The organism is Oceanitalea stevensii, assembly GCF_014837105.1.
Classification (GTDB): Bacteria; Actinomycetota; Actinomycetes; order Actinomycetales; family Actinomycetaceae; genus Oceanitalea; species Oceanitalea stevensii.
This window is the reverse complement of sequence record NZ_JACSPO010000001.1, coordinates 1,204,868-1,228,539: the sequence shown is the minus strand read 5'-3', so window position 1 is coordinate 1,228,539 and position 23,672 is coordinate 1,204,868. Positions and strand designations below refer to the sequence as shown.

The following is a 23,672-nucleotide window of genomic DNA, read 5'->3' as shown; positions in this document are numbered from 1 at the left end:
CCTTAACATCGGGGCATGAGCCCACGAGCCGTCGCCCCGAGCGGCACGGACAACCCCGTCCGCCGGCGCCGACGCGAGCAGCGCCTGACGCAGGCCGAGCTCGCCACGGCCGTCGGTGTCAGCCGGCAGACGGTGATCGCCGTCGAGCAGGGCGACTACGCGCCGTCGGTCCATCTCGCGCTGCGGGTCGCCCGCGCGCTCGGCTCCACCGTCGAGGAGCTGTTCGGCCAGGACGAGGACACCACCACAGGAGAGGCACGACGATGACGAGCACCCACGGAGCCCGGGACCGGGCAGCCGCCCGCCTCATGGCGCTGGACAGCGCGAGCTACGGCGACGAGCGCGAGCGCGCCGTCTTCATGGAGGCCACCACCTTCGGCTACACCCTCACGAGCTACGTCTCGATCGGCATCGCGGTCGTCACGGCACTGCTCGGGCAGCTGCTGCTCCCCGTGCTGCTGATGCTCGTCGTCGGCCTGCAGAGCTGGGCGACGATCTGGTACGCCGGCCGGCGAGGGGTGGACGTGAGCGAGCTCGCCTTCCGCGCCGAGCCGGCGATGAAGCGCACCACCGGCGCCATCGTGTTCGGCGGCTTCGCCGTCGTCCTCGCGGCGCTCGCCTGCACGATCTTCACAGGCCACGGTCTCATCGACCTGCCCGCCGTCGACATCGGCTCCGGGGCGCTCGGCTCGATGGTCAAGGGGGCCGTCGTCGGTGGCGGTGGCGGGCTGCTCGTCGGTGCCGTCGCCATGGCCGTGCAGAACCGCCGTCGTGCACGTCCCGGGGCGCCGGCCGAGGGCGAGGCGCTCGCGGAGGACTGACGGTCACCCGAGGCGGGACCGAGGGCTCAGCGCGTCGCCGAGCCCTCGACCTGCTCCTCGGTGATCTCCCCGCTCGGCAGGTCGTCGTTCGCGCTCATCACCGTCCCCGAACCGACGTCCACCGCCACCGGCGCCGCGCCGCGCCCGGTGAAGGCCGGGAGCCCGGTCTCGCCGGGGTCGTCGTAGGGGGCGGTGAGGAGGGTCGCGGTGGCCCACCCGCGGCTGAGGAGGTGGTGGTCGGAGCCGGGCTCGTCCTCGGCGTCCACGCCCGAGTAGGTGAGCGTGACGTAGTTCTTCCCCTTCTCCCGCACCCGCGCCTGGACGGCACCGAAGCTTGCCAGGCGCGCCGGGCGCAGACCGCGCAGCTGGTCGGCCGGGATGTCGGGCACGTTGACGTTGAGCACCCGTTCCTCGTCCGGCCCCTGCTCGCGCAGCCACGCGAAGGCGTGCGTGGTGACGAGCCGGGCGGTGTCCCAGTGCTGGGGCTCGGCGGAGGCGATCGACACCGCCAGGGCGGGGATGCCCTGGGTGGCCGCGGAGAGCGCGGCGCCCACCGTGCCGGAGTGGAGCGTGGCGCGCCCCGTGTTCGCGCCGAGGTTCACCCCGGACAGCACGAGGTCCGGGCGCTCCCCGAAGGCGCCGTAGGCCGCGACGAAGGAGATGAGGGCGGGGGCGGCCTTGACGCCGAAGGACGGCACGCCGTCGGGCAGGCCGGGAGGCCGGGCGTCGACGAGCGCGAGGCGCCCGTCGACCTCCTGCGCGGTGAGGGACGCGCTCGCTCCCGAGTACTGGCGGTGCGGTGCGGCGACGACGACGTCGCAGCCCGCCTCGAGCGCGACGTGCACGAGCACGACGAGCCCCGGTGACCGGATGCCGTCGTCGTTGGTGACGAGGACCCTCACGCCTCAGCCCTCCCTCGGTCGTCCCAGGGCACGACCTCGATCCCGATGCGGTCCGCGAAGCGCTCGATCTGCTCGCGCCGGCCCGTGCCCAGCCCGCGACGCGTGACGTTGAGGGCCCCGGCCGCGGCTCCCAGGCGGGCGGCCTCGCCCACGCTCGCACCGCGCCCCAGCGCGACGGCCACCCCGGCCGTCATCGAGTCCCCGGCACCGCGGTGGTCCAGGGGCGTGACGACGGGCCCGACGAGCAGCCGGGTGGACTCCATGGTCACGAGGAGCGTCGGCTCCCCGGCACGGGAGATGAGCATCGCCCCGACGCCCTGCTCGACGAGCCTCCGGCCCGCCGCCTGGAGCTCCTCGACGGAGTCCCCGGTGGTGAGGCCGGCGGCCTGCAGCTCCTCGTGGCTCATCTTGAGGACCGTGGGCCCCTCGGCGGCGGCGGCCTTCGCGGCGTCGCCCGAGAGGTCCGCGACGATCGGCTTGTCCACGCTGCGTACGTCCCGCACGAGGCGGGAGAAGAAGCCGGCCGGGAGCACCCTGTCCGGCTCGGCGCCGGTGAGGACGAGGACGTCGGACTCGAGCGCCTCGACGAGGACCGTGCCGTAGAGGTCGTCGAGCTCGTGGCGGGTCAGCTGCGGCGGGACCATGTGCGCGAGCGTCGCGCGGTCCCCGCCCCGGCGGTCGTGGACGTAGGCGCCGTTGCCCGCGTTGTAGGGCACGGCCCGCACGGTGAGCTTCTCCTCCGAGAGCATGTGGGCGAGCACGGCGCCCACCTCACCGCCGAAGGGCCCGCACACGGTGACCTCCGCGCCGAGGGAGATCGCCATCCGCGCCACCCACAGGCCCTGGCCACCGGGATGGAGGTGGAGGTCGGCGGAGTGCTCGTAGTCCTCGTCCTCACCCGGCTCGACCTCGACCATGAGGAGGGGCGTGGGCGCGAGGACGCACAGCCTGGGCCGGTGCGCCGACTGCTGCTCCATGGCGTGAGCCTAGGACCGCGCAGGACAGGGCGCAGGGGGAAGGTGCACACTGTGCCGATGGGAGCAACGGCAGGCCGGGCACGCCGCGCCGCGGGGGTGCCGCCGGTGCGGGTCCTCGAGGGGCAGGCCGGCAGCGACGCCGCGGCGCACGCGGTGCGCTCCTACCTCGCCGAGCTCAGCCACCGCCTCGACATCGACCCGTCCTTCGCGGACGCCGCGGACCCCGCCGAGGTCACCCCGCCGCGCGGGGACTTCATGCTGCTCAGCGAGATCGCCACCGGCACCGTCGTCGGCTTCGGGGCGGTGCACGTGCTCGAGCCGGGCGTCGTGGAGATCCGGCGGATGTGGCTCAAGCCGGACGTCCGCGGCCGCGGGCTCGGCAGGTTCCTCCTCGGCTCCCTGGAGAACCGCGCCCGCTCCCTCGGTGGGCGGCGGGTCCTGCTCGGCGTCAACGAGTCCCTCGTCGAGGCCTGCGGGCTCTACCGGGCCAGCGGCTACGAGCCGGTCGAGCGCGACGAGGACAACCCCTACGTGACGCACGTATTCGGCAAGGTGCTCGTCGAGTCACTCCAGGACGCCTCGACGTGACTTCCCGGCCGAGCGAGGCGCAAGATGGGGACATGAGCACCGAGAACCAGCGCGTGGCGTTCACCAAGGTCGCCCTCAGCGAGGAGGAGTGGCGCGAGCGCCTCTCGCCCAAGGAGTACCACGTCCTGCGCGAGGCAGGCACGGAGCGGCCGGGCACCGGCGAGCTCCTCCACGAGAACCGCGAGGGCGTCTACAGCTGCCGCGGCTGCGGGGCCGAGCTGTTCCGCTCCACCACGAAGTTCGACGCCCACTGCGGCTGGCCGAGCTTCTTCTCCCCGCAGGACTCCGGGGCGGTCACCCTCCTCGAGGACCGCACCCTGGGCATGGTCCGCACCGAGGTGCGCTGCGCCCGCTGCGACTCCCACCTGGGACACGTCTTTCCCGACGCGCCGCAGACCCCCACCGGGGACCGCTACTGCATGAACTCCGTGGCGCTCAGCTTCGAGGAGCGCTGAGAGGCTGCCCGTGCTGGTCGTGACGTCGAACCTCCAGCACGGGCACCCGCTCGTGGGCGACGCGAGCTCCGCGGAACGGCTCGCGACGGCGCTGCGTGACCTGCCCGGCGACGTCCTCGCCCTCCAGGAGGTCGACAAGGGCCAGGCGCGCAGCGGCCGCATCGACGAGACGGCCGTCATCGCCGAGGCCCTCGGCTACCGCTGGCACCGCTTCGCTGCGGCCTTCGCCGGCTCCACCCGGGGCCTGCGCCGCCGTCCCGTGCCCTCCCACGTGCCCGACGACTCCGGCTACGGCGTCGCCCTCCTCAGCCGCTGGCCGGTGAGCTCCTGGCACGTGCGGCCGCTGCGGCCCGGCCCCGTCCGCGTCGCGCCCGCGGACACCCGCCTGGGCTTCCAGGTGCGGCTGGACCAGCCGCGGGTGCTGCTCGCCGCCGTCGTCCAGGCGCCCTTCGGGCCCGTGACGGTGGGCTGCACGCACCTGTCCGTCGCCCCGCCCGTGGCGCGTCGCCAGCTGGCGGAGTCGGCGTGGGCGCTGCGCACGCTGCCCGGCCCCCACCTCCTCCTCGGCGACCTCAACATGGGCCCCGACGACGCCGCCCGGGTGACCGGCATGCGCGGGCTCGCGCAGGCGCCCACCTTCAACGCGCGCCGGCCCCGGCGCCAGCTCGACCACGTGCTCGCCGGGCCGGGTCTGCGGGCCACTACCGAGGCGAGCGCGGTCCGGCTGCCCGTGTCGGACCACCTGGCACTCGCCGTCGGCGTCGAGCCGGCCTGACGGCTCTCGGCGTGCGGGCCCTGCGGGGCCGTGCCACGATTCCGGACGAACACCCGGCGTCGCCCCAATGGCGGCGCCCAGTGAGAGGAAGGAATGCCATGGAGATCATTGGTCTCATCATCTTCGGAGCCGTCATCGGCGCGCTCGCCCGGCTCTTCATGAAGGGCGACCAGAACCTCGGCATCCTGTGGACCATCATCCTCGGTGTGCTGGGCGCACTCGCCGGCTACTGGCTGGCCGGCGCGCTGGGCGTGGAGGACACGGGCGGGATCGACTGGATCCGCTGGGCGATCTCGATCGTCGCCGCGATCCTCTTCATCAGCGTGTACCTCGGCATCACGAACAAGAGCGCCAAGCGCCGCTGAGCCTGACATCGACGCCGGCCGGTCCCTCAGGGGGCCGGCCGGCGTCGTCGTGTCCGGGGTCCTCAGCGGCCGCCGCCACCGCCCCCGCCGCCCCCGCCGCCCGAGAAGCCGCCGCCCCCGCCGCGGGAGCCTGAGCCGCCCGAGGAGCCGGGGGTCGAGGACAGGGTGCGGCCGGCGGTGGAGGAGAACGAGGTCAGCGCGCTGCCGAGGGTGGTGAAGCTGCCGGCCCGGAAGCCGTGCGTCCCGACGTACCAGGTGGGCCCGGCCACCTGCTGCCCCTGGGCCTCGAGCCGGGCGAAGATGCCGGCCCAGCGCTCGGCGACCTCGTAGACGATGGCGTAGGGCAGGTACCGGGAGAAGATGTCCTCCCCCTCCTCGAAGCGCAGCTGGTGGCCCTCCGCGGTGGTGAGGTAGAGGCGGAACCCGCGTGACTGCTCGTGCAGGGCCCGGCCGACCGGGCTGCGTTGCAGCCTCGCCCGGCGCGTCAGGCCCCAGGCCAGGAGGAAGGCGGCGAGGACGACGCCGGCCGCCAGGACGAGGACGATGGTCGCCGGTCCGCTCACGGCCGCCCCGGCGATCCCACCGCCGAAGGTGACGAGCACGAGGCCGACGACGACGACCCGCACGAGGACGAGCACCGACCCGCCCCCGCCGCGGACCCGTCCGGTGAAGAGCTGGGCGAGCCCGCCCATGAGCTGCCGGCGGGCGGTGCGCAGCGTGCCGGCGAAGGTGTTGCGCAGCTGGGACATCCGCACCTGGCTGCGGCCCGCGAAGACCCTCTCCAGCAGCGTGCGCTCGTAGTCGCGCAGGTCCCCGCGTGCGGTCTCCGGTGTGGCGACGAGCAGCCAGTCGTTGGGCCTGCCGCGCCAGCCCGTGCCCGCCTCGTGGATCTGGAGGAAGCCCCGGACGGCGAGGTCGATGAGCGTGGCGGAGACGTGCGCCGTCGTCGCCGTCTTCTCGTCGAGGGCGCCGACCTCACCGGGGCGCAGGCCGTCGGGCGGGGTGAAGCGGACGGCGACGGCGGGGTCGCCGTGCAGCACCTCCACCCGCGGCGTCGTGCCCGGCGTGGGCAGCACCCCGGGCGGCAGGTCGGCGAAGTGCAGGTCGCGGCCGCGCCGCACGCGCAGCACCGCGAGCAGCACCGGCCCGAGCAGGGCCAGCGGGGTGAGCCACGCGAGGTTGTCCCGCACGAAGCGGGCGGCGGTGGGGGCGGCGCCGTCGCCGGCCCACAGCAACGGCTCGGGCCGGTCCTCGAGGATCGGCGCGACGGCCGCGAAGGTGCCGGGCGGGAAGGCGGCCACGACCGTCATGCCGGAGCCCGAGGGCAGGGGCCCGCCCGTGGCCCGCACCTCCCCGCCGTCGGCGTCGAGGGAGGCGCACCCGGCGGTCGAGCCACGGCCGCCCTCGTAGCACGCGTGGTCGACGACGTCGGCCGGGCCGGTGACGGTGACGGTCGCCTGCTCGACGGGCACGTCCCAGTCGTGGCCGGTGGCGTTCCAGTACAGCTCGTCCTGGTCGGGGACGGCGGGGTCGTCGCGGATCGCGTTGAGGGCGCCGTCGACGGTGTAGCTCAGGACGTAGGTCTGCCGGCCGCTGCGGCGGTCGTCGGAGCCGTCGGGGGCGCCGATGTCGACCCGGACGCGGGCGCCCTCGTCGGTGCTCCACACCCCGGCGGGCGCGCCCGTGGGGCTGGAGGCGGAGAAGTCCCCGTACTCGTACACGCGGACCTTGTCCGGGTCGGGCGCGTAGTCGAAGCGTGAGTCGAGCATGCGGGTGAGGCCCAGGCCCTCGCGCGTGCCGAAGTCCCAGTCGTAGGTCTCGGTGACCTCCAGCGTCCCGTCGGGGCGGATGTCGATGGCGATGTCGAGCTGCCGGACGACGTCGCCGCTCGCCGCTGTCGCGGCCGGGGGGAGGAGCAGGAGGCCCGCCAGGACGAGCGCGAGAGCCGCGAGGACGCGGGAGGGACGGGTCACGCCCGGCACGCTACCGCGCCCCATGTCACAGTCCCTGCCCGGCACAGGGACGGGAGTAGGGCTATCCTGGCGAGGTGGGCAGCGCGTCTTCGCGAGCCCGGCGTCGTCGAGTTCGATGCAGCGGTCATCGCTGCGGATCCCGTTACGGCGAACTCCGACCGATCTTCGAAGCCTGAAAGGCACCCTTGACTTCCTTCGCGTCCTTTGACCTGCCCGCGCCCGTCGTCCAGCACCTCACCGACACCGGCATCACGGCTCCATTCCCCATCCAGTCGGCGACGCTGCCCGACACCCTCAAGGGCCGGGACGTCCTCGGCCGCGGGCGTACCGGCTCCGGCAAGACCCTCGCCTTCGCCCTCCCGCTCGTCACGCGGCTCGCCGGCCGACGCCGCGTCTCCAAGCGCCCCAGCGGCCTCGTCCTCGTGCCGACGCGTGAGCTCGCCAACCAGGTCAACGCCGTCGTCGAGCCCCTCGCGACCTCACTCGGGCTGGTGACGACGACGATCTTCGGTGGCGTCAACCAGACCCGCCAGGTCAACGCGCTCCGCACCGGCGTCGACATCGTCATCGCCTGCCCCGGCCGCCTCGAGGACCTCCTCGGGCAGGGCGTGCTGTCGCTCGAGGACGTGCAGATCACCATCCTCGACGAGGCCGACCACATGGCCGACCTCGGCTTCCTGCCCGGCGTCAAGCGGATCATGGACCGCACGCCCCGCACCGGCCAGCGGATGCTCTTCTCCGCGACGCTGGACAACGGCGTCGACGTCCTCGTCAAGCGCTACCTCACCGACCCGCTGCACCACTCGGTCGACAGCGCGGAGTCGCCCGTCGCGGCGATGACGCACCACGTCCTCGCCGTCTCCGGCGCCGACGACAAGAAGGACGTCGTCCAGGCCCTCGCCTCGGGCACCGGCAAGCGCGTGCTCTTCACGCGCACCAAGCACCAGGCCAAGCGCCTCGCCAAGCAGCTGACGGCGGCCGGCGTGCCCGCCGTCGACCTGCACGGCAACCTCACCCAGCCGGCCCGTGAGCGCAACCTCGCGGCCTTCTCCACCGGCACCGTCCGCGTGCTCGTCGCCACCGACATCGCCGCGCGTGGCATCCACGTCGACGACGTCGAGCTCGTCGTCCACGTCGACCCGCCCGCCGAGCACAAGGCCTACCTGCACCGCTCCGGCCGCACGGCCCGCGCCGGCTCCGGCGGCGACGTCGTGACGATCATGCTCCCCGAGCAGGCCGGCGACATGCGCACCCTCACCCGCCAGGCAAAGATCTCGGCGAAGCCGGTGAGCGTGCGCCCCGGTGACCGGGTCATCTCCGAGCTCGTCGGCGAGCTCGCCCCGCTCGTGTCCCCGGCCGAGGCCGCGGCGACCGTGCCGAGCGCACCTCAGCAGCAGCGCGCCGGTGCCGGTGGCGGCAGCGGCCGTCGTCGCGGCGGCCGTGGCCGCTCCGGCTCCGCCGCCACCACCGACCGCGCGCCCCAGGGCGGCGGCCGGTCCGGCGGTTCCGGTGCGCCCCGCGGCGGCAGCCGTGGGGGTGCCAAGACCGGCGCCAGGACCGGCGGCGGCGCCGGCCGCGGTGCCGGGTCGCGTTCGGTCTACTCCTCCACGACCGGGCAGGCCTCGGTCGACTCGCGCCCGGCGCAGGGCGGCGGCCAGGGCCGCAGCCGCGGCGGCCGGCGTGCGACGTCCGGCGTCCGCAGCGTCTGACGCCCCTCTCACCTCTCCCCGAGTACGCACAGACGGTCACCCCGACGCACATCACGTGCGTCCCTGGGTGACCGTCTGTGCGTACTCGCGTCAGCGCTGCGGGGGCTTTTTCCGGTCGCGGACCTTGGCGTACATCTCCTTGGCCTTGCGCTGGTTCTCGGGCTTGGCCGCCTCACGCTGGACGATCTGAAGCGCCTTCAGGGCGATGCCACCTCGAATGGCCTTGCGCAGGAATCCCATCGTGCCCTCCTCGTGTGCGTGGCCGGCGGGTCTCGTCGGCGTGCCGGACGAACGTACGAGGCGACGGTCGGGGGCGCCAGCCGAACGGGAGGCGCTACGCCGTCCGCGTCGGCGACTCGGCGGCCGACTCGTCGCGGGCGTGGAGCCCCACCACGTCCGGGTGCGCGACCCGCACCTCGTCACGCGGGTGGAACGTCACGGACTGGTCGCCGGCGACGACGACGACCTCCCCGGCCCTGCGCTGCACCTCGTGGACCGGGTACAGCCGTTCGCCGCCCGGACCGACGCCCACGAGCACGTCGCCCGGGCCGAGGGCCTGAGCGAGCTTCACCGTGCTGTCGTACGTCTCCATGTCCTTCGTCCGGTCGGGCGAGTGTGCCGTGGACCTGCCACGGGCTGGGTACTCCCAGCATGCAACAGGATCGGAGGGCGTGCCTCCAGTGGGCCCCGTGGGACTCGAACCCACAACCTACGGATTAAAAGTCCGCTGCTCTGCCCATTGAGCTAGAGGCCCCCGGGACGCGCGGGCGAGCTCACCCCGCCGCGCACCGGCAGGGGCAAGACTACGCGGACCGGCCTGCCGGCCAGGCTGCGGCGCGTCCCGGTTGCGGGGAGCGGCCCAGGGACTCACCGTAGAGGGGGTGCAGGACGCACCGCCGATACCTCCGAGGGGGACACCATGTTGAGCCTCACCGACAACGCCAAGGCAGCCATCACGGGCATCACCTCCCAGTCGGGCCTGCCGAAGTCCGGCGGGGTGCGGCTCTCCCTCGCCCCGGACGCGGACCTCGTGGAGATGAGCCTGTCGCCGCAGCCCGAGCGGGGCGACGCCGTCATCGAGGAGGACGGTGCCCGCGTCTTCGTCGAGGAGGCCGCCTCACCGCTCCTCGCCGAGCACCAGCTCGACGCGGAGACCGGCCCCGAGGGCGTGGGCTTCGCCCTCCGCAAGGCGAGCTGACCCAGAGCAGTGGACGGTCGCGAGCGGCCCAGACGGCCCGCCATCCTCGACAACAAGGACGCCGAGCTCATCTGGGGCGACTCCGACCCCGCCCTCGCCTTCGAGGCCGCCCACTCCACGGCCAACGCGGTCCTCTTCGGCCCGAGCCACCTGGCCGAGGACGAGCGCCTCGCCGAGCGTGTCGGCGCCATCATCGACGCCGAGGGCCTGGACGAGATCGCGGGTCTCTGGTCGCGCAGCCCGGCCACCAGCCTCCCCGGCGCCCTGTGGCGCCTCTACCTCCTGCGTGCCTGGCTCGAGCGCGATCCCGAGACCATCACGATGCGCTTCCGCGCCGGCACCGCGCAGACCGGCCCGGGGGAGACGACCCCGGACGGCGAGCCGCGCGACGCCGTCGTCGCCCCTCAGCCACCGGTCCTGGACGAGCGGCTCGCCCAGCTCTTCTCCGGGACGAGCGAGACCGACCTCGCGGACCTGCTCGAGCAGGCCGCGGCCTTCCTGCGGGTGCTGTCCGACGGCGCCGCGAGCGACCCACGCTGGCACACGCACGACGACGACGCCGCCGGCCCCGTCACCCGCCGTCCCCACGCCCTCGCCACGACGGCCGACGAGCTCGACGCCGCGGCCGCCCGGGCCAGGGCCAGCCGGCTGGACTGACTACCGGCGCCGCGCCCGCAGCGCCCGGGCGAGGGCGAGCACGGCGATCGCTCCGACCACCTGGCCGCCGAGGATCACCTGGTTGAGGTCGAGCGCCGGGTGCCAGCGCACGACGCCGTCACGCACGGTGTAGACACCCACGGCCTTCGCGTGGACGCCGAAGCCGCCCCCGCCGCCGGAGCCCTCCCCGGTGCCGCCCTGCTCGGGGCTGCCCAGGGCGCCGGTGCCGTAGCCCATACCGCTGCCGCCGACGACCCTGGCGACCGGGATGACGAGCGTGCCGCCCGCCTCGTAGGCCTCCCCGAAGACGCGTCGCACGTGCAGGGCGTCACCGGCCGCGTCGATCGGCCGGGTCGCGGGTGTCTCGTCCATGGTGTGCTTCCTCTCCTCCGGGGTGGGCGCGCCCAGCACACCACGGACGGCGGGCGCGGGGAAGAGCGGCTGCGCACGTGCCGGACGGGGGAGGTGTCTCGTAGCATCGTGGAGTTCCGGTCGGTCCGTCCGGGGCGGACCACCGTGAGGGGGACAGATGGAGCGCAAGCACCGCCGTCCGGCCATGCTCGACGCGCAGACCGCCGAGCGCATCGTCGGCGACGTCGACCCGGCGCTGCGCTCGCAGGCCGCCCACACGACGGCCGCGGTGCTCGTCGGGCGCGGCCGCGCCGGTGCGGAGGACCCCGAGCTCGTCTCCCGGCTCGTGTCCCTCGTCGACACCGAGGGCCTGGACACCATCGCGGCGCTGTGGGCGCAGAGCCCCCCGACCACCCTCCCGGGTGCCCTGTGGCGCCTCTACCTCATGCGCGAGTGGGTCCGGGCCGACCCCGCCCGGGTCGCGGACCGCTTCTCCATCGGCCGGCACCGCGCCGAGGTGGCCGGGGTCATCGCCGGCGTCGTCGAGCCCCCCGGGCCGAGCGACGTCGCCCAGCTCGCCGACGCCGTCCTCGCGGGCGTCTACGAGGGGGACCTCGACGTCGCCCTCGACCGCGCCGCCGCCTTCATCCGTGTCGTCGCCACCGGCTCCGCGCTCGACGCCGACTGGGTCGACGACGACGAGCTCGCCGCCCGTCTCACCCGCCGCGCCTCCGCGCTGCTCCGCACCGCCGAGGAGCTCGAGCGCGCCGCCGAGATGTGGCGCGTGGGAACCCTCGACTGATGGGCACCGGCCTCACCTCCGCGGACGCCGTCCTGCGTCTCGCCGCCGCCGCGACGGACGCCGACGGCGTCGCGCCCTTCAACGAGCAGACCGTCCTCGCGGTGCGCCACGGCGCCGACGGCTACCGCCACCACTGGCTCGCCGAGGGGGAGGAGCTCCTCGCCCACGCCGTCGTCGACCCCGAGGGCAGCGGCGAGCTGTGCGTGCACCCGGCCCACCGCCGTCGCGGCCTGGGACGGCGGCTGCTCGACACCGTCCTCGACGACGTCCCCACCGTCGCGCTGTGGGCGCACGGCGACCTCCCCGGCGCCCAGGCGCTGGCCCGCGCCGCCGGGCTGCGCGTCACCCGTGAGCTGTGGCAGATGGCGCGCGACCTCGAGCCGGGAGCGCAGGCGCCGGCGGCCGCGGCGCCCGCCGGGGTGGAGGTGCGCACCTTCGTCGTCGGGCAGGACGAGGAGGCGTGGGTCGCCCTCAACGCCGCCGCCTTCGCCGCGCACCCCGAGCAGGGTCGCCTCACCGTCGCGGACCTCCACCAGCGGCAGGCCGAGCCGTGGTTCGACCCCTCCCTCCTGTGGCTCGCCCACGAGGCCGGGCGGCCGGACGCGCTCCTCGCCTCGATGTGGGTCAAGCCCGAGGGGCAGGACGCCGAGATCTACGCCCTGGGCGTCCACCCGCAGGCCCAGGGACGCGGGCTGGGCGGGCACCTCACCGCCCTCGCCCTCGCCGAGATGCGCGGGCGTGGCTTCCGCCGCACCACGCTCTACGTCGAGGGCGACAACACGGCGGCGATCCGCACCTACCGCCGTGCCGGTTACGACCGCTCCTCGCTCGACGTTCAGTACGCGCGCTGAGGTGGCAGCATGGCCCCATGCCAGAGCCTGAGGTCACCACGCCCAGCCACCTCGAGGACGCGCCCGCCGACGAGCGGCCCGAGACCGGCGACGACGCCACGGACGACGGCGCCGCCCACGACGGCGTCGCACACGACGGTGCCGCTCACGACGGTGCCGCTCACGACGGTGCCGCTCACGACGGTGCCGCTCACGACGGTGCCGCTCACGACGGCGTCGACGCCGTCGCGCTGACCGGCGCCGCCGCGCCCGCCGAGGAGGTCGCCGAGCAGGCGGACGAGCTCGTCGAGGAGGCGGGCGAGGAGGCCGGGGACGACGGCGGTGAGGTCGACCCGCTCGACGTCGGGCTCCCCGAGGGCCGCTTCGCGGACCGCGAGCTCAGCTGGCTCGCCTTCAACCAGCGGGTGCTCGAGCAGGCCCAGGACACCACCCAGCCGCTCCTCGAGCGCGCGTGGTTCCTGTCGATCTTCGCCTCCAACCTCGACGAGTTCTTCATGGTCCGCGTGGCCGGCCTCAAGCGGCGCATCGCCACCGGCCTCGCCGTGACGGCGGCGTCCGGGCTCTCCCCGCGGCAGGTCCTCGAGGCCATCAGCGTGCGCGCCCACGAGCTCATGGAGGAGCACGCACGCACCTTCGCCGAGGACATCCAGCCGGCGCTCGCCGCCGAGGGGATCGAGATCCTCCACTGGGAGGACCTCGCCGAGAGCGAGCAGCTGCGCCTGCGCAAGTACTTCCGCAAGCAGATCTTCCCGGTCCTCACCCCGCTCGCCGTCGACCCGGCCCACCCCTTCCCCTACATCTCCGGGCTCTCGCTCAACCTCGCCGTCGTCGTCCGCAACCCCAGCTCGGGCAAGGAGCACTTCGCCCGCGTCAAGGTGCCGCCGCTGCTGCCGCGCTTCATCGCCGTCGACGCCGCGGGCCGCCCGCACCGCCCGGAGGAGACGCCGTCCTCGCGCGAGGACGGCCGCACCGCCTTCGTCCCGCTCGAGGAGATCATCGGCGAGCACCTCGACTACCTCTTCCCCGGGATGGAGATCGTCGAGCACCACACCTTCCGGGTCACCCGCAACGAGGACCTCGAGGTCGAGGAGGACGACGCCGAGAACCTCCTCCAGGCGCTGGAGAGGGAGCTCATGCGCCGCCGCTTCGGGCCCGCGGTACGGCTCGAGCTCGCCCAGGGCATCAGCGCGCACGTGCGCGACCTCCTCATCCGCGAGCTCGGCGTCGTCGAGCACGAGGTCTACGAGCTGCCCTCGCTCCTCGACCTCACCGGCCTCGACGTCATCCACGAGCTCGACCGGCCCGAGCTGAAGTACCCGAAGTTCGTCCCCGTCACGGCCCAGGCGCTGGCGGAGGTGGAGAGCGCGCAGCCGACGAACATCTTCGAGGCCATCCGCCGCCGTGACGTCCTCCTCCACCACCCCTACGACTCGTTCTCGACGTCGGTCCAGGAGTTCCTCGCCCAGGCGGCGGCGGACCCCAAGGTGCTCGCCATCAAGCAGACCCTCTACCGCACGTCCGGCGACTCCCCGATCGTCGACGCCCTCATCGACGCCGCCGAGGCGGGCAAGCAGGTGCTGGCGATCGTCGAGATCAAGGCGCGCTTCGACGAGCAGGCGAACATCTCCTGGGCGCGCAAGCTCGAGGAGGCCGGCGTCCACGTCGTCTACGGCATCGTCGGGCTCAAGACCCACTGCAAGCTGTCCCTCGTCGTGCGCAACGAGAAGGACGGGCTGCGGCGCTACTGCCATATCGGCACCGGCAACTACAACCCCAAGACGGCCCGCGGCTACGAGGACCTCGGCCTGCTCACCTGCGACCCCGACGTCGGGCAGGACCTCACCCGGCTGTTCAACCAGCTCTCCGGCTACGCCCCGCGCTCGCGCTTCCGCCGCCTGCTCGTCGCGCCGCGCTCCGTGCGCCCCGGGCTCGTCGAGCGCATCGAGCGGGAGATCGCCGGGCACCGCGCGGGCCGCCCGGCGTGGATCAAGATCAAGGTCAACTCGATCGTCGACGAGACCATCATCGACGCGCTGTACCGGGCGAGCCAGGCGGGCGTGCAGGTCGACGTCGTCGTCCGCGGCATCTGCGCGCTCCGCGCCGGGATCCCGGGCCTGAGCGAGAACATCCGCGTCCGCTCGATCCTCGGCCGCTTCCTCGAGCACGCCCGCGTCTTCGCCTTCGCCGGGGACGAGGAGGTGCCCGACCTGTGGATCGGCAGCGCCGACCTCATGCACCGGAACCTCGACCGCCGCGTCGAGGTGCTCGTGCGGATCATCGACAAGGGGCAGGTCGAGTTCCTCACCGACCTCCTCGACCGCTGCGTCGCGCCGACGACGGCGTCCTGGCACCTCCTGCAGGACGGCACCTGGGAGCGCCACCAGTTCGCGGAGGACGGCACACCGCTCGAGGACCTCCAGCAGCTCCTCATCGCCCGCGCCCGGCGGCGGGTGGCGGCCAGCCGATGAGCGTCCCACGGACCCAGTACGCGGCCGGCACGCTCGTGTGGCGCGTCAACGACCGCAAGAAGCTCGAGGTGCTCCTCGTCCACCGGCCGCGCTACGACGACTGGTCCTGGCCCAAGGGCAAGCTCGACAACGGCGAGACGCTCGCCGCCTGCGCCGTCCGGGAGACGGCGGAGGAGACGGGGGTCGCCGTCGTCCTCGGCCAGCCGCTGCCCAAGGTCAGCTACCGGATCAGCGACGGGCGGCGCAAGGAGGTCCACTACTGGGCCGCGCACACCGCCCCGCCCGGGGACCTGTCGCTGCGGGGCCGCCCGCTCGCCGTCCCGGCGAGCGAGCGCGAGATCGACGACGTGCGCTGGGTCGAGGCCAAGGACGCGCGCCGGCTCCTCACCCACGACCACGACCGTGAGCCGCTCGGCATGCTCCTGGACCAGTGGAAGGACGAGCGGCTCAGCACGTGGGCGCTGATCGTCGTGCGGCACGCCCGCGCCCGCAAGCGCACCGTGTGGAAGGGCGGGGAGTCCACCCGCCCGCTCACCGCCGTGGGCGAGGCGCAGGCGCAGCGGCTCGTCCCGCTGCTGTCCGCCTACGGCGTCGACCGGGTCGTCTCGAGCCCGTGGCGGCGCTGCGTCGACACGGTGACGCCCTACGCCGACGCCATCGGCGTCGAGGTCGAGCTGCACCCGGAGATCACCGAGGACGCCCACCGCGAGAAGCCCAAGCGGGCACGCCAGCTCCTGGACGCCGAGGTCAAGCAGCGCGCGCCGGGCGTCGCGATCTGCACCCACCGGCCCGTTCTGCCGACCTTCATGGACCAGATCGCGATCAACACGCCCAACCGCATCATGAAGCAGGTCCCCGAGTCCGACCCGTGGCTCAAGACCTCGGAGATGCTCGTCGTCCACGTCGGGCGCCGCCCCGGCCGGGCGGCCGTCGTCGTCGCGCTCGAGAAGCACCGCGCGCCGACGTACAAGGAGGAGCTGACGGCCGCGGACCGGACGTAGGACGCTCGCCCCGGTCCGCCGGGAGCGGGGAGAAAAAAGTTCCTCGCACCCAGGTGCATCCGGATCGGGGGGTGGTGACGAATACCTGGTGTCAGCACCACTACCGACACTGGAGGACACCATGAGCACCACCCGTCGCGCAGGGATCGGCGCCACCGCCGGCCTCGCCCTGCTCGCTCTCGCCGCTCCGGCCTCGGCCGCCACCGACGACGCCGCGCTGCTGTCCGTGCTGCACGGGGTCCCGGGCCTCACCGTGGACGTCTGGGTCAACGGGGAGCGCACCCTGGACGACTTCGAGCCTGCCAGCCTCGCCGGCCCGCTCGAGCTGCCCGCCGGCACCTACTCCGTTGCGATCACCGCCGCGGACGCCGAGGACGACAGCGAGCCCGTGCTCGGGCCGCTCGACCTGCCGCTCGAGGCCGGGGGCAACTACACCGCCGTCGCCCACCTCGACGCGGACGGCGCCCCCACCGCCTCCTTCTTCACCAACGACATCTCCGAGACGGCCGCCGGTGAGGGCCGCCTCACGGTCCGTCACACCGCCGCCGCCCCCGAGGTCGACGTCCTCGCCGGTGGGGAGGCCGTCATCAGCGGTCTCGCCAACGGTGCGGAGGAGAGCCTGGACCTGCCCGCCGGCACCGTCCCGGCAGCCGTCGCGGCCGCCGGCACCACCGAGCCGGTCATCGGCCCGGTCGACGTCCCGGTCGAGGAGGGCTCCAGCACCATCGTCTACGCCTGGGGCAGCCTCGAGGACGACACCCTCGACGTCGCCACCCAGACGATCACCGGGCTCCACTCCGCGCCCGCGGGCGTGCCCACCGGCCTCGTCCCCGTGGACGAGCCCACCGTGCCCGCCGCCGCGCTTGCCGCGGGCCTGGGCGCGCTGCTCCTCGCCGCCGCCGTCGGCGCCCGTCGTCTCGCCCGGACCCGGGCCTGACATGAACCGTCTCCTCGCAGCCGCAGCGGCGAGCCTGCTGCTCGTCCTCGCCGGGTGCGGCGTGGACGGCGGGGAGCCCGAGCAGCCCGGGCCGGTGGTGGGAGCCCCCACCGGCCCGGGCGCGGGGACACCGACCGGGACGCCCGCCCCAGACGACCCGGCCCGATCCCCGGCCTCCAGCCCCGCCGCCGTCCCGGATGTGCCCGTCCGGTCGGCGGCGGGGCTCCCCGAGGTCCAGACCCAGAGCCCGCCCGTCAGGGTGGTCGTCCCGGCGCTCGACGCCGACCTCCCGGTCGACGCCGTCGGCGTCGCCCCCGACGGCCAGATGGAGATCCCCGAGGACGCCGCCCGTGCGGGCTGGTACCGCTTCGGCCCCTCCGCGGGGGCCGAGGAGGGGGCCACCGTCATCGCCGCCCACTCGGGGTCCTTCATCACCGCCTACGGCCCGCTGCGGGACCTCGTCGAGCTCGAGCCCGGCGACCGCATCGAGGTCACCCGCGAGGACGGGCAGGTGCTCGAGTACGCCGTCGAGTCCGCCCGTCTCATCCCCAAGACGACGATCGACCTGTCCGAGCACTTCCGCCGCGACGGCGAGCACCGCCTCGTCCTCATCACCTGCGACGGCGTGTGGCAGGACGACGTCCAGAGCTACACCGACAACACGGTCGTCACCGCTACATTGGTCCCCTGACAGGGACGCGTACGGCTGAGGTGGCGATGACGGAACCCGAGGTGCTGGGCGCGCGCTTCCGCGACGGCACCGCCGACGCCGTCCGGCTCGTCTACGAGGAGTACTCCTCGATGGTCTACAGCATCGCCCTCCGCACCCTGCGGAACACCGCCGACGCCGAGGACGTCACCCAGCAGGTCTTCGTCAGCGCCTGGCGCTCCCGCGACCGCTTCGACCCGCAGCGGGCCCCGATCGGTGCGTGGCTCTCGGGCATCACCCGCTACGCCGTCGCCGACGCGCTGCGCCGCCGGGCCCGCGACCGGTCCGACCTCGCCGAGGCGGAGGACGCGCCCGGCCCGGACCGCACCGACGAGATCGTCGACCAGGTGGTCGTGGCCCAGGCCCTCGTCGAGCTGGGGCCCCCGCAGCAGGACGTGCTCGAGCTCGCCTTCTTCGAGCGGCTCACGCACACCGAGATCGCCGAGAGAATGGACCTGCCGCTCGGCACCGTGAAGTCGCACATCAACCGCGGCCTGCGCCGCCTGCGCACGAGGATGGAGGGAAGCCATGCGTCACGTTGAGGACGACACCCTCACCCTCGTCGCGCTCGGCGAGGTCGAGCCGGACGCCGCCGCGGCCGAGCACCTCGCCACCTGTGAGCAGTGCCGCGAGGAGCTCGCCGCGCTCACCGCCGTCGTCTCCGCCGGGCGCGCCGCCGAGCCGCTCGTCGCCCCCGCCCCGCACGTGTGGGACCGCATCGCGCAGGAGATCGCGAGCACGACCTCGGACCCGGCGCCCCCGTCGGCCGCCACCGCCCCGGCCACCGCCACCGCCACCGCCCGGCGCGGGCCGGGCGGCTCCACCCGCCCCGCCGGGCGGCGCGAGCGCCCACGCGGACGCCTGGCCCGCGCGGCGTGGCTCGCCGCCGGTGTCGCCGCCGGCATCGCCGGCACGCTCGTCGTGACGAACCTGCCCGGGACGCAGGAGGAGGAGCCCGCGCCCGTGGCGCAGGCCCAGCTCGACCCGCTGCCCGGGTGGCAGGAGACCGGGTCGGCGCGCATCGAGGAGGCCGACGGCCGCCTGCTCCTGCGGGTCGAGGTGAGCGGCGAGGAGAGCGACGGCTTCCGCGAGGTCTGGCTGCTCGACGAGGACGTCCAGCAGCTCGTCAGCGTCGGCCTGCTCGCCGGCAACGAGGGCGTCTTCGACCTGCCCGAGGGGCTGGACCTCGACGAGCTCGTCCTCGTCGACGTCTCCCGAGAGCCCTTCGACGGCGACCCCGCCCACAGCGGCGACAGCATCGTGCGGGGCCGCCTGACGACCTGAGCGGGTGGCGTGATGAAATCCACATCGCCTGTTCACCCGCCGTTCACCCGGCGCCTGCCGGGCGGACACCTGCCCTTCCTACCGTCAGTGACGGCCACCGGGTCTCCCGGGCCCTCCGACTGACAGGATGGAATGAACGTGAAGCTTGCAGGTAGCCGCCGCCTGGCGGGAATCGCCGCCATGAGCGCCGTGGCGCTCACCCTCGCGGCCTGCGGTAACGGTGACACCTCCGACGCCTCCACCCCCGGCTCCTCCTCCACGGACGCCGGCGCGGGTGAGCTCTCCGGCTCGATCGCCGGCTCCGGGGCGAGCTCGCAGGAGTCCGCCGTCCAGGGCTGGATCGCCGGTTTCATGGACCAGAACCCCGACGTCAACGTCACCTACGACCCCACCGGCTCTGGCACCGGCCGTGAGCAGTTCCTCAACGGCACCGTGCTCTTCGCAGGCTCGGACGCCGCCATGGACGAGGAGGAGCTCGCCGCGGGCGTCGACCGCTGCTACGGCGGCGAGGTCATCGAGATGCCGCTGTACATCAGCCCCATCGCGATCGTCTACAACCTCCCCGGCGTCGACGCCGAGCACCTCAACCTCGACCCGGAGACCATCGCCGGGATCTTCATGGGTGAGGTCACCAGCTGGGACGACCCGGCCATCGTCGCGGCGAACCCGGACGTCGAGCTGCCCGACCTCGGCATCATCCCGGTCAACCGCTCCGACGACTCCGGCACCACGGAGAACTTCACCGAGTACCTCGACGCCGTCGCCCCCGACGTGTGGACGCACGGCCCGGTGGAGACCTGGCCGATCGCCGGCACCCAGTCCGGCGCCCAGACCTCCGGCATGATCGACACCGTCCAGGCCGCCGAGGGCGCCATCGGCTACGCCGACGCCTCCCGCGCCGAGGACCTCGGCACCGTCGCGGTCGGTGTGGGCGACGAGTACGTGCCCTTCTCCCCGGAGGCCGCGGCCGCCGTCATCGACGCCTCCCCGGCGGCCGAGGGCGCGACCGACCTGCGCCTGACGATCGACCTGGCGCGCGACACGACCGAGTCGGGCACCTACCCGATCGTCCTCGTGTCCTACTCGATCGCCTGCTCGACCTACGAGAACGAGGCGGACGCTGCCAACGTCAAGGCCTACTTCGAGTACGTCGCCAGCGCCGAGGGCCAGGACCGGGCCGCCCAGCCCGACGTCGCCGGCTCCGCGCCGATCTCCGACGAGCTGCGAGAGCGGGTCACCGCCGCCCTCGAGCAGATCACGGTTGCCGGCTGACCGGCTAACCTGACGGGCGGGCCGGTGCTCTGACGCCGGCCCGCCCGACGCACGTCCGCACGCCGTCCGATTCTCGGAGGACACGTGGCAACCGCCGCACCGCCCCAGACCCCGCCTGGCTCCACCCCGGCCCTTCGCGCCGGGCGGACCCCCGGCAAGCTGGGCAACCGGCTTTTCGCCGGCATCTCCACGGGCGCCGGCCTGGTGATTCTCGTCATCCTCGCCGCCGTCGCGATCTTCCTCTTCGTGCGCGCCTGGCCGGCCCTCGTCGCCTCCCGCGACGAGCTCGCCGAGGTCGGCTTCATGCAGGGCCGCAACCTGTGGGAGTACGTCGCGCCGCTCCTGTTCGGCACGGTCCTCTCCTCGGTCATCGCGCTCGTCGTCGCGGTCCCGCTGAGCGTGGGGATCGCGCTGTTCATCTCCCACTACGCCCCCCGCCGCCTCGCGCAGGGACTGGGCTACCTCGTCGACCTGCTCGCCGCGATCCCCTCGGTCATCTTCGGCCTGTGGGGCATCCAGTGGCTCCAGCCGGTCATCGACCCGCTCTTCGCGTGGCTCTCGGAGCACCTGGGCTGGATCCCGCTGTTCGCGGACTACCAGGCGCCGGCCCGCAACATCCTCACCGCCGGGCTCGTCCTCGCCGTCATGATCCTGCCGATCATCACCGCGACGATCCGTGAGGTGTTCCTCCAGACCCCGCGGCTGCACGAGGAGGCCTCCCTCGCCCTGGGGGCCACCCGCTGGGAGATGGTCCGGCAGGCCGTGCTGCCCTTCGGGCGCTCGGGCATCATCTCCGCGGCCATGCTCGGCATGGGCCGCGCGCTGGGGGAGACGATGGCCGTGCTCATGGTGCTGTCGCCCGGGTTCCTCATCAACGTCAACCTCCTGCAGCCCGGCCAGCACCAGTCGATCGCGGCGAACATCGCCAGCCAGTTCCCCGAGGCCTCCGGGACCGGCGTCGACGTCCTCATCGCCACCGGCCTCATCCTCTTCGTCCTCACCTTCGGCGTGAACCTCCTCGCGCGGTGGGTCATCGCGCGCCGCGCCGAGTTCTCGGGAGCCAACTGATGACGACGACGCCCGTCGCCCTGCACCAGACCCGCCGGCTGCCCTCGTGGGCGCCGTGGGCCGTCCTCGCGGTCTCCCTCGCCGTCGCCGCCGCGATCCTCGGGATCGGCGGCACCCCGACCGTCGCCGGCGTCGTCTTCCTCGGCGCGATCATCCACGTCGTCGCCGTCGTCGCCGTCTCCTGGCAGGTCGAGGGCCCGCGGTGGGCCAAGGACCGTCTCGCGACGACGCTCGTCACCCTCGCCTTCGTCCTCGCGATGATCCCGCTCGTGTCCCTCGTCTGGACGGTGGTGAGCGGCGGGGTCCGCACCTTCAGCTGGGAGTTCCTCACCACCGACATGGTCGGGGTCTTCGGGCAGATGACGGAGGGCGGCGCCTACCACGCCATCATCGGCACCCTCTACGTCACCGGCATCGCCGCGGTGATCTCGATCCCGCTCGGCATCTTCACCGCGATCTACCTCGTCGAGTACGGCGGCGGCCGCCTCAAGAGGGCCATCACGATCCTCGTCGACGTCATGACCGGCATCCCCTCGATCGTCGCGGGCCTGTTCGCGTTCACGGTGTTCCTCGTCCTCTTCGGCCCGGCGTACAAGTCCGCGCTCATCGGCGGCATCGCCCTCGCCGTCCTCATGACGCCCGTCGTCGTGCGCTCGGTGGAGGAGATGCTCCGCCTCGTGCCGAACGAGCTGCGGGAGGCGGCCTACGCCCTCGGCGTGCCGAAGTGGCTGACGATCGTCAAGGTCGTCCTGCGCACCGCGATCGCCGGCATCACCACCGGCGTCATGATCTCCATCGCGCGCGTCATCGGCGAGACGGCCCCGCTGCTCATCACCGTCGGCATCACCAACGCCGTCAACTACGACGCCTTCGACGGGCGCATCGCCACCCTGCCGGTGTACGTCTTCCGGCAGTACGCGCAGGGCGGGGCGAGCGAGTACCGCGCCTGGGCCGGTGCGCTCACCCTCATCCTCATCGTCATGCTGCTCAACCTCGCCGCACGCCTGGTGAGCAGGTACTTCTCGCCCAAGGGAGTGCGCTGATGCGCGACCCGCACCAGATCCTCCTGCCCGCACGACCCTCAAGGACCACGCATGTCTAAGCGCATCGACGTCAAGGACCTCAACGTCTTCTACGGGGACTTCCTCGCCGTCCAGGACGTCAACATGGTCATCGAGCCCCGCTCGGTGACCGCGCTCATCGGCCCCTCGGGCTGTGGCAAGTCGACCTTCCTGCGCACCCTCAACCGCATGCACGAGGTCATCCCCGGCGCCCGCGTCGAGGGGCAGGCGCTCATGGACGGCCAGGACCTCTACGGCGACGACGTCGACCCGGTCGAGGTCCGCCGCCAGGTCGGCATGGTCTTCCAGCGGCCCAACCCCTTCCCGACGATGTCCATCGCAGACAACGTCCTCGCGGGCGTCAAGCTCAACAACAAGCGGATGAGCAGGAGCGACCAGGAGGCGCTGGTGGAGCGGGCGCTGCGCGGCGCCAACCTGTGGGAGGAGGTCAAGGACCGCCTCGACCGGCCGGGCTCCTCGATCTCCGGCGGCCAGCAGCAGCGCCTGTGCATCGCCCGCGCCATCGCGGTGCAGCCGCAGGTGCTCCTCATGGACGAGCCCTGCTCGGCGCTCGACCCCATCTCCACGCTCGCGATCGAGGACCTCATCTCCGAGCTGAAGTCGGACTACACGATCGTCATCGTCACCCACAACATGCAGCAGGCCGCCCGTGTCTCGGACACGACCGGCTTCTTCAACATCGCCGGCACCGGCAAGCCCGGCCGCCTCATCGAGATGGACGCGACCGAGCAGATGTTCGCCGCGCCGAGGAACAAGGCGACCGAGGACTACATCTCCGGGCGCTTCGGCTGACCTGCACAGACGACGACGCCCCCGGGAGCCTCGGCTCCCGGGGGCGTCTCGCGTCGCGGAGGGTCAGATCTTGGAGCCCTTGAGGGACTCGGTGAGCGGCTCGTCGGAGACGACGATGCACAGCGTGGTGCGGTCGTCGGCCTCGTCCCAGCTCTGCTGGGAGGGGTAGAGCATGGTGAAGGGCAGCGCGGACTCCTCGTAGGGCAGGCCGATGAACTCGGCGAACTCCTTGAGGCAGGTCTCCTGAGACTCGGCCTGCACGGCGTCGACGCCCGGGTAGTCGTCACCGGAGAAGACGTGCTCACCGAAGATCTCGGCGTCGTGCTCCTCCGTGCACTCGACGGCCGGCGCGGAGCTGACCTCCTCGCCCTCCAGGTCGCTCTGGTTGAGGCAGTCGCCGACCTCGAGCTCGAGGACGGAGTCGGCCGCGCACCCGGCCGCTCCGACCAGCGCGAGGGCGGCGGCAACGGCAAGGAAGGGACGGCGCAAGGACATGGTGTTCTACCTCCGGGCAGACGAGACGAGATCGGTGAGCGGGACCGCGGCGAGGACGAACGGCCGGACGTCCCGGGACACCTTAGCGAAACCTCGGGCACGGCCCGTCGGTGCGCCCAGCCGACGCCGGCCGGGGGAGA

The 23,672-nt window shown here is 73.4% G+C and carries 28 protein-coding genes and 1 tRNA gene; 21 read left to right on the top strand and 8 right to left on the bottom strand.

The window, feature by feature from the left end; all coding sequences use genetic code 11:
- The first annotated feature begins 15 nt into the window (after positions 1–15).
- The gene (locus H9624_RS05740; protein WP_251838875.1) at positions 16–267 is read left to right on the top strand and encodes a helix-turn-helix transcriptional regulator; all 252 of its coding nucleotides are present in this window, start codon (positions 16–18) and stop codon (positions 265–267) included.
- Complete coding sequence (locus H9624_RS05735; protein ID WP_251838874.1) at positions 264–821, top strand: hypothetical protein; 558 nt, start codon at positions 264–266, stop codon at positions 819–821. The genes H9624_RS05740 and H9624_RS05735 overlap by 4 nt, the downstream gene beginning before the upstream one ends.
- A gap of 26 nt (positions 822–847) precedes the next feature.
- Here the strand turns inward: H9624_RS05735 and surE are convergent, their stop codons facing one another.
- Together surE and H9624_RS05725 are read right to left on the bottom strand one after the other, a co-directional pair.
- Positions 848–1,723, bottom strand: a complete 876-nt coding sequence (gene surE, locus H9624_RS05730) for a 5'/3'-nucleotidase SurE (RefSeq protein ID WP_251838873.1) — start codon at positions 1,721–1,723, stop codon at positions 848–850.
- Positions 1,720–2,700, bottom strand: coding sequence for a 1-phosphofructokinase family hexose kinase (locus H9624_RS05725; protein ID WP_251838872.1), 981 nt, complete (start codon positions 2,698–2,700; stop codon positions 1,720–1,722). The genes surE and H9624_RS05725 overlap by 4 nt, the downstream gene beginning before the upstream one ends.
- 57 nt (positions 2,701–2,757) lie before the next feature.
- Here H9624_RS05725 and H9624_RS05720 point away from each other — a divergent pair, with 57 nt between their 5' ends.
- From H9624_RS05720 to H9624_RS05705, 4 genes are all read left to right on the top strand, one after another.
- Positions 2,758–3,288 carry a GNAT family N-acetyltransferase gene (locus H9624_RS05720; RefSeq protein ID WP_251838871.1) on the top strand — a complete coding sequence of 177 codons (531 nt, stop codon included), beginning with the start codon at positions 2,758–2,760 and terminating at the stop codon, positions 3,286–3,288.
- 32 nt (positions 3,289–3,320) lie between these two features.
- On the top strand, positions 3,321–3,743 hold the full coding sequence (gene msrB, locus H9624_RS05715; protein WP_251838870.1) for a peptide-methionine (R)-S-oxide reductase MsrB: 423 nt from the start codon (positions 3,321–3,323) through the stop codon (positions 3,741–3,743).
- A gap of 10 nt (positions 3,744–3,753) precedes the next feature.
- Entirely contained in the window at positions 3,754–4,518 is a 765-nt protein-coding gene (locus H9624_RS05710) for an endonuclease/exonuclease/phosphatase family protein (protein WP_251838869.1), read from the top strand.
- Positions 4,519–4,616: 98 nt separating this feature from the next.
- Positions 4,617–4,883 (top strand): GlsB/YeaQ/YmgE family stress response membrane protein, encoded by a 267-nt coding sequence (locus tag H9624_RS05705; protein ID WP_251838868.1) that lies wholly within the window; start codon positions 4,617–4,619, stop codon positions 4,881–4,883.
- Positions 4,884–4,945: 62 nt separating this feature from the next.
- On the opposite strand, the gene H9624_RS05700 is transcribed toward H9624_RS05705, so the two are convergent.
- Positions 4,946–6,856, bottom strand: a complete 1,911-nt coding sequence (locus tag H9624_RS05700) for a DUF2207 domain-containing protein (protein ID WP_251838867.1) — start codon at positions 6,854–6,856, stop codon at positions 4,946–4,948.
- A gap of 185 nt (positions 6,857–7,041) precedes the next feature.
- On the opposite strand from H9624_RS05700, the gene H9624_RS05695 reads away from it, so the two are divergent.
- The gene (locus tag H9624_RS05695; RefSeq protein WP_251838866.1) at positions 7,042–8,565 is read left to right on the top strand and encodes a DEAD/DEAH box helicase; all 1,524 of its coding nucleotides are present in this window, start codon (positions 7,042–7,044) and stop codon (positions 8,563–8,565) included.
- Between the two features lie 90 nt (positions 8,566–8,655).
- On the opposite strand, the gene H9624_RS05690 is transcribed toward H9624_RS05695, so the two are convergent.
- The 3 genes from H9624_RS05690 to H9624_RS05680 all read right to left on the bottom strand — a co-directional run bounded on the left by H9624_RS05690 (position 8,656) and on the right by H9624_RS05680 (position 9,319).
- Positions 8,656–8,805 carry a hypothetical protein gene (locus tag H9624_RS05690; protein ID WP_251838865.1) on the bottom strand — a complete coding sequence of 50 codons (150 nt, stop codon included), beginning with the start codon at positions 8,803–8,805 and terminating at the stop codon, positions 8,656–8,658.
- Between the two features lie 94 nt (positions 8,806–8,899).
- Positions 8,900–9,157 (bottom strand): hypothetical protein, encoded by a 258-nt coding sequence (locus H9624_RS05685; protein WP_251838864.1) that lies wholly within the window; start codon positions 9,155–9,157, stop codon positions 8,900–8,902.
- Between the two features lie 89 nt (positions 9,158–9,246).
- Positions 9,247–9,319, bottom strand: a tRNA-Lys gene (locus H9624_RS05680).
- A 165-nt stretch (positions 9,320–9,484) separates the two neighbouring features.
- Here H9624_RS05680 and H9624_RS05675 point away from each other — a divergent pair.
- On the top strand, positions 9,485–9,763 hold the full coding sequence (locus H9624_RS05675) for a hypothetical protein (RefSeq protein WP_251838863.1): 279 nt from the start codon (positions 9,485–9,487) through the stop codon (positions 9,761–9,763).
- A 9-nt stretch (positions 9,764–9,772) separates the two neighbouring features.
- Complete coding sequence (locus H9624_RS05670; protein WP_251838862.1) at positions 9,773–10,420, top strand: hypothetical protein; 648 nt, start codon at positions 9,773–9,775, stop codon at positions 10,418–10,420.
- On the opposite strand, the gene H9624_RS05665 is transcribed toward H9624_RS05670, so the two are convergent.
- Positions 10,421–10,792, bottom strand: coding sequence for a spore germination protein GerW family protein (locus H9624_RS05665; protein WP_251838861.1), 372 nt, complete (start codon positions 10,790–10,792; stop codon positions 10,421–10,423).
- A 157-nt stretch (positions 10,793–10,949) separates the two neighbouring features.
- Here H9624_RS05665 and H9624_RS05660 point away from each other — a divergent pair, with 157 nt between their 5' ends.
- The 12 genes from H9624_RS05660 (at position 10,950) to pstB (ending at position 23,037) form a co-directional block, all read left to right on the top strand.
- The gene (locus H9624_RS05660; protein ID WP_251838860.1) at positions 10,950–11,573 is read left to right on the top strand and encodes a hypothetical protein; all 624 of its coding nucleotides are present in this window, start codon (positions 10,950–10,952) and stop codon (positions 11,571–11,573) included.
- The gene (gene mshD / locus H9624_RS05655; RefSeq protein ID WP_251838859.1) at positions 11,573–12,424 is read left to right on the top strand and encodes a mycothiol synthase; all 852 of its coding nucleotides are present in this window, start codon (positions 11,573–11,575) and stop codon (positions 12,422–12,424) included. The genes H9624_RS05660 and mshD overlap by 1 nt, the downstream gene beginning before the upstream one ends.
- 17 nt (positions 12,425–12,441) lie before the next feature.
- Positions 12,442–14,892, top strand: a complete 2,451-nt coding sequence (locus H9624_RS05650; RefSeq protein ID WP_251838858.1) for an RNA degradosome polyphosphate kinase — start codon at positions 12,442–12,444, stop codon at positions 14,890–14,892.
- On the top strand, positions 14,889–15,893 hold the full coding sequence (locus H9624_RS05645) for an NUDIX hydrolase (protein ID WP_251838857.1): 1,005 nt from the start codon (positions 14,889–14,891) through the stop codon (positions 15,891–15,893). The genes H9624_RS05650 and H9624_RS05645 overlap by 4 nt, the downstream gene beginning before the upstream one ends.
- Before the next feature lie 121 nt (positions 15,894–16,014).
- Positions 16,015–16,830 (top strand): DUF4397 domain-containing protein, encoded by an 816-nt coding sequence (locus H9624_RS05640; protein WP_251838856.1) that lies wholly within the window; start codon positions 16,015–16,017, stop codon positions 16,828–16,830.
- A gap of 1 nt (position 16,831) precedes the next feature.
- Positions 16,832–17,521: a class F sortase gene (locus H9624_RS05635; RefSeq protein WP_251838855.1), complete on the top strand. Its 690-nt coding sequence runs from the start codon at positions 16,832–16,834 to the stop codon at positions 17,519–17,521.
- A 26-nt stretch (positions 17,522–17,547) separates the two neighbouring features.
- Positions 17,548–18,081, top strand: coding sequence for an RNA polymerase sigma factor (locus H9624_RS05630; RefSeq protein ID WP_251838854.1), 534 nt, complete (start codon positions 17,548–17,550; stop codon positions 18,079–18,081).
- Positions 18,068–18,823 (top strand): anti-sigma factor, encoded by a 756-nt coding sequence (locus H9624_RS05625; protein ID WP_286010679.1) that lies wholly within the window; start codon positions 18,068–18,070, stop codon positions 18,821–18,823. The genes H9624_RS05630 and H9624_RS05625 overlap by 14 nt, the downstream gene beginning before the upstream one ends.
- 132 nt (positions 18,824–18,955) lie before the next feature.
- Positions 18,956–20,095, top strand: coding sequence for a phosphate ABC transporter substrate-binding protein PstS (gene pstS, locus H9624_RS05620; protein WP_251838853.1), 1,140 nt, complete (start codon positions 18,956–18,958; stop codon positions 20,093–20,095).
- 84 nt (positions 20,096–20,179) lie between these two features.
- Positions 20,180–21,163 (top strand): phosphate ABC transporter permease subunit PstC, encoded by a 984-nt coding sequence (gene pstC, locus H9624_RS05615; RefSeq protein ID WP_251838852.1) that lies wholly within the window; start codon positions 20,180–20,182, stop codon positions 21,161–21,163.
- Positions 21,163–22,206, top strand: coding sequence for a phosphate ABC transporter permease PstA (gene pstA, locus H9624_RS05610; RefSeq protein ID WP_251838851.1), 1,044 nt, complete (start codon positions 21,163–21,165; stop codon positions 22,204–22,206). The genes pstC and pstA overlap by 1 nt, the downstream gene beginning before the upstream one ends.
- A gap of 51 nt (positions 22,207–22,257) precedes the next feature.
- A complete protein-coding gene (gene pstB, locus H9624_RS05605) occupies positions 22,258–23,037 on the top strand; it encodes a phosphate ABC transporter ATP-binding protein PstB (protein WP_251838850.1) in 780 nt (259 codons plus the stop codon).
- Positions 23,038–23,100: 63 nt separating this feature from the next.
- Here pstB and H9624_RS05600 read toward each other — a convergent pair whose 3' ends face one another.
- A complete protein-coding gene (locus H9624_RS05600; protein WP_251838849.1) occupies positions 23,101–23,532 on the bottom strand; it encodes a septum formation family protein in 432 nt (143 codons plus the stop codon).
- Between the last annotated feature and the right edge of the window lie 140 nt (positions 23,533–23,672).

Bases quoted from the DNA above. Each gene is read 5' to 3' on its own strand.
- H9624_RS05630 (WP_251838854.1), top strand. From the start codon at position 17,548: ATGACGGAACCCGAGGTGCTGGGCGCGCGCTTCCGCGACGGCACCGCC.
- H9624_RS05645 (WP_251838857.1), top strand. From the start codon at position 14,889: ATGAGCGTCCCACGGACCCAGTACGCGGCCGGCACGCTCGTGTGGCGC.
- H9624_RS05665 (WP_251838861.1), bottom strand. From the start codon at position 10,792: ATGGACGAGACACCCGCGACCCGGCCGATCGACGCGGCCGGTGACGCC.
- H9624_RS05725 (WP_251838872.1), bottom strand. From the start codon at position 2,700: ATGGAGCAGCAGTCGGCGCACCGGCCCAGGCTGTGCGTCCTCGCGCCC.
- H9624_RS05685 (WP_251838864.1), bottom strand. From the start codon at position 9,157: ATGGAGACGTACGACAGCACGGTGAAGCTCGCTCAGGCCCTCGGCCCG.
- H9624_RS05650 (WP_251838858.1), top strand. From the start codon at position 12,442: ATGCCAGAGCCTGAGGTCACCACGCCCAGCCACCTCGAGGACGCGCCC.
- H9624_RS05660 (WP_251838860.1), top strand. From the start codon at position 10,950: ATGGAGCGCAAGCACCGCCGTCCGGCCATGCTCGACGCGCAGACCGCC.
- mshD (WP_251838859.1), top strand. From the start codon at position 11,573: ATGGGCACCGGCCTCACCTCCGCGGACGCCGTCCTGCGTCTCGCCGCC.
- H9624_RS05690 (WP_251838865.1), bottom strand. From the start codon at position 8,805: ATGGGATTCCTGCGCAAGGCCATTCGAGGTGGCATCGCCCTGAAGGCG.
- msrB (WP_251838870.1), top strand. From the start codon at position 3,321: ATGAGCACCGAGAACCAGCGCGTGGCGTTCACCAAGGTCGCCCTCAGC.
- H9624_RS05740 (WP_251838875.1), top strand. From the start codon at position 16: ATGAGCCCACGAGCCGTCGCCCCGAGCGGCACGGACAACCCCGTCCGC.
- H9624_RS05625 (WP_286010679.1), top strand. From the start codon at position 18,068: ATGCGTCACGTTGAGGACGACACCCTCACCCTCGTCGCGCTCGGCGAG.
- H9624_RS05705 (WP_251838868.1), top strand. From the start codon at position 4,617: ATGGAGATCATTGGTCTCATCATCTTCGGAGCCGTCATCGGCGCGCTC.
- H9624_RS05600 (WP_251838849.1), bottom strand. From the start codon at position 23,532: ATGTCCTTGCGCCGTCCCTTCCTTGCCGTTGCCGCCGCCCTCGCGCTG.
- H9624_RS05675 (WP_251838863.1), top strand. From the start codon at position 9,485: ATGTTGAGCCTCACCGACAACGCCAAGGCAGCCATCACGGGCATCACC.
- H9624_RS05720 (WP_251838871.1), top strand. From the start codon at position 2,758: ATGGGAGCAACGGCAGGCCGGGCACGCCGCGCCGCGGGGGTGCCGCCG.
- H9624_RS05640 (WP_251838856.1), top strand. From the start codon at position 16,015: ATGAGCACCACCCGTCGCGCAGGGATCGGCGCCACCGCCGGCCTCGCC.
- H9624_RS05735 (WP_251838874.1), top strand. From the start codon at position 264: ATGACGAGCACCCACGGAGCCCGGGACCGGGCAGCCGCCCGCCTCATG.
- pstS (WP_251838853.1), top strand. From the start codon at position 18,956: ATGAACGTGAAGCTTGCAGGTAGCCGCCGCCTGGCGGGAATCGCCGCC.
- pstB (WP_251838850.1), top strand. From the start codon at position 22,258: ATGTCTAAGCGCATCGACGTCAAGGACCTCAACGTCTTCTACGGGGAC.
- H9624_RS05635 (WP_251838855.1), top strand. From the start codon at position 16,832: ATGAACCGTCTCCTCGCAGCCGCAGCGGCGAGCCTGCTGCTCGTCCTC.
- pstA (WP_251838851.1), top strand. From the start codon at position 21,163: ATGACGACGACGCCCGTCGCCCTGCACCAGACCCGCCGGCTGCCCTCG.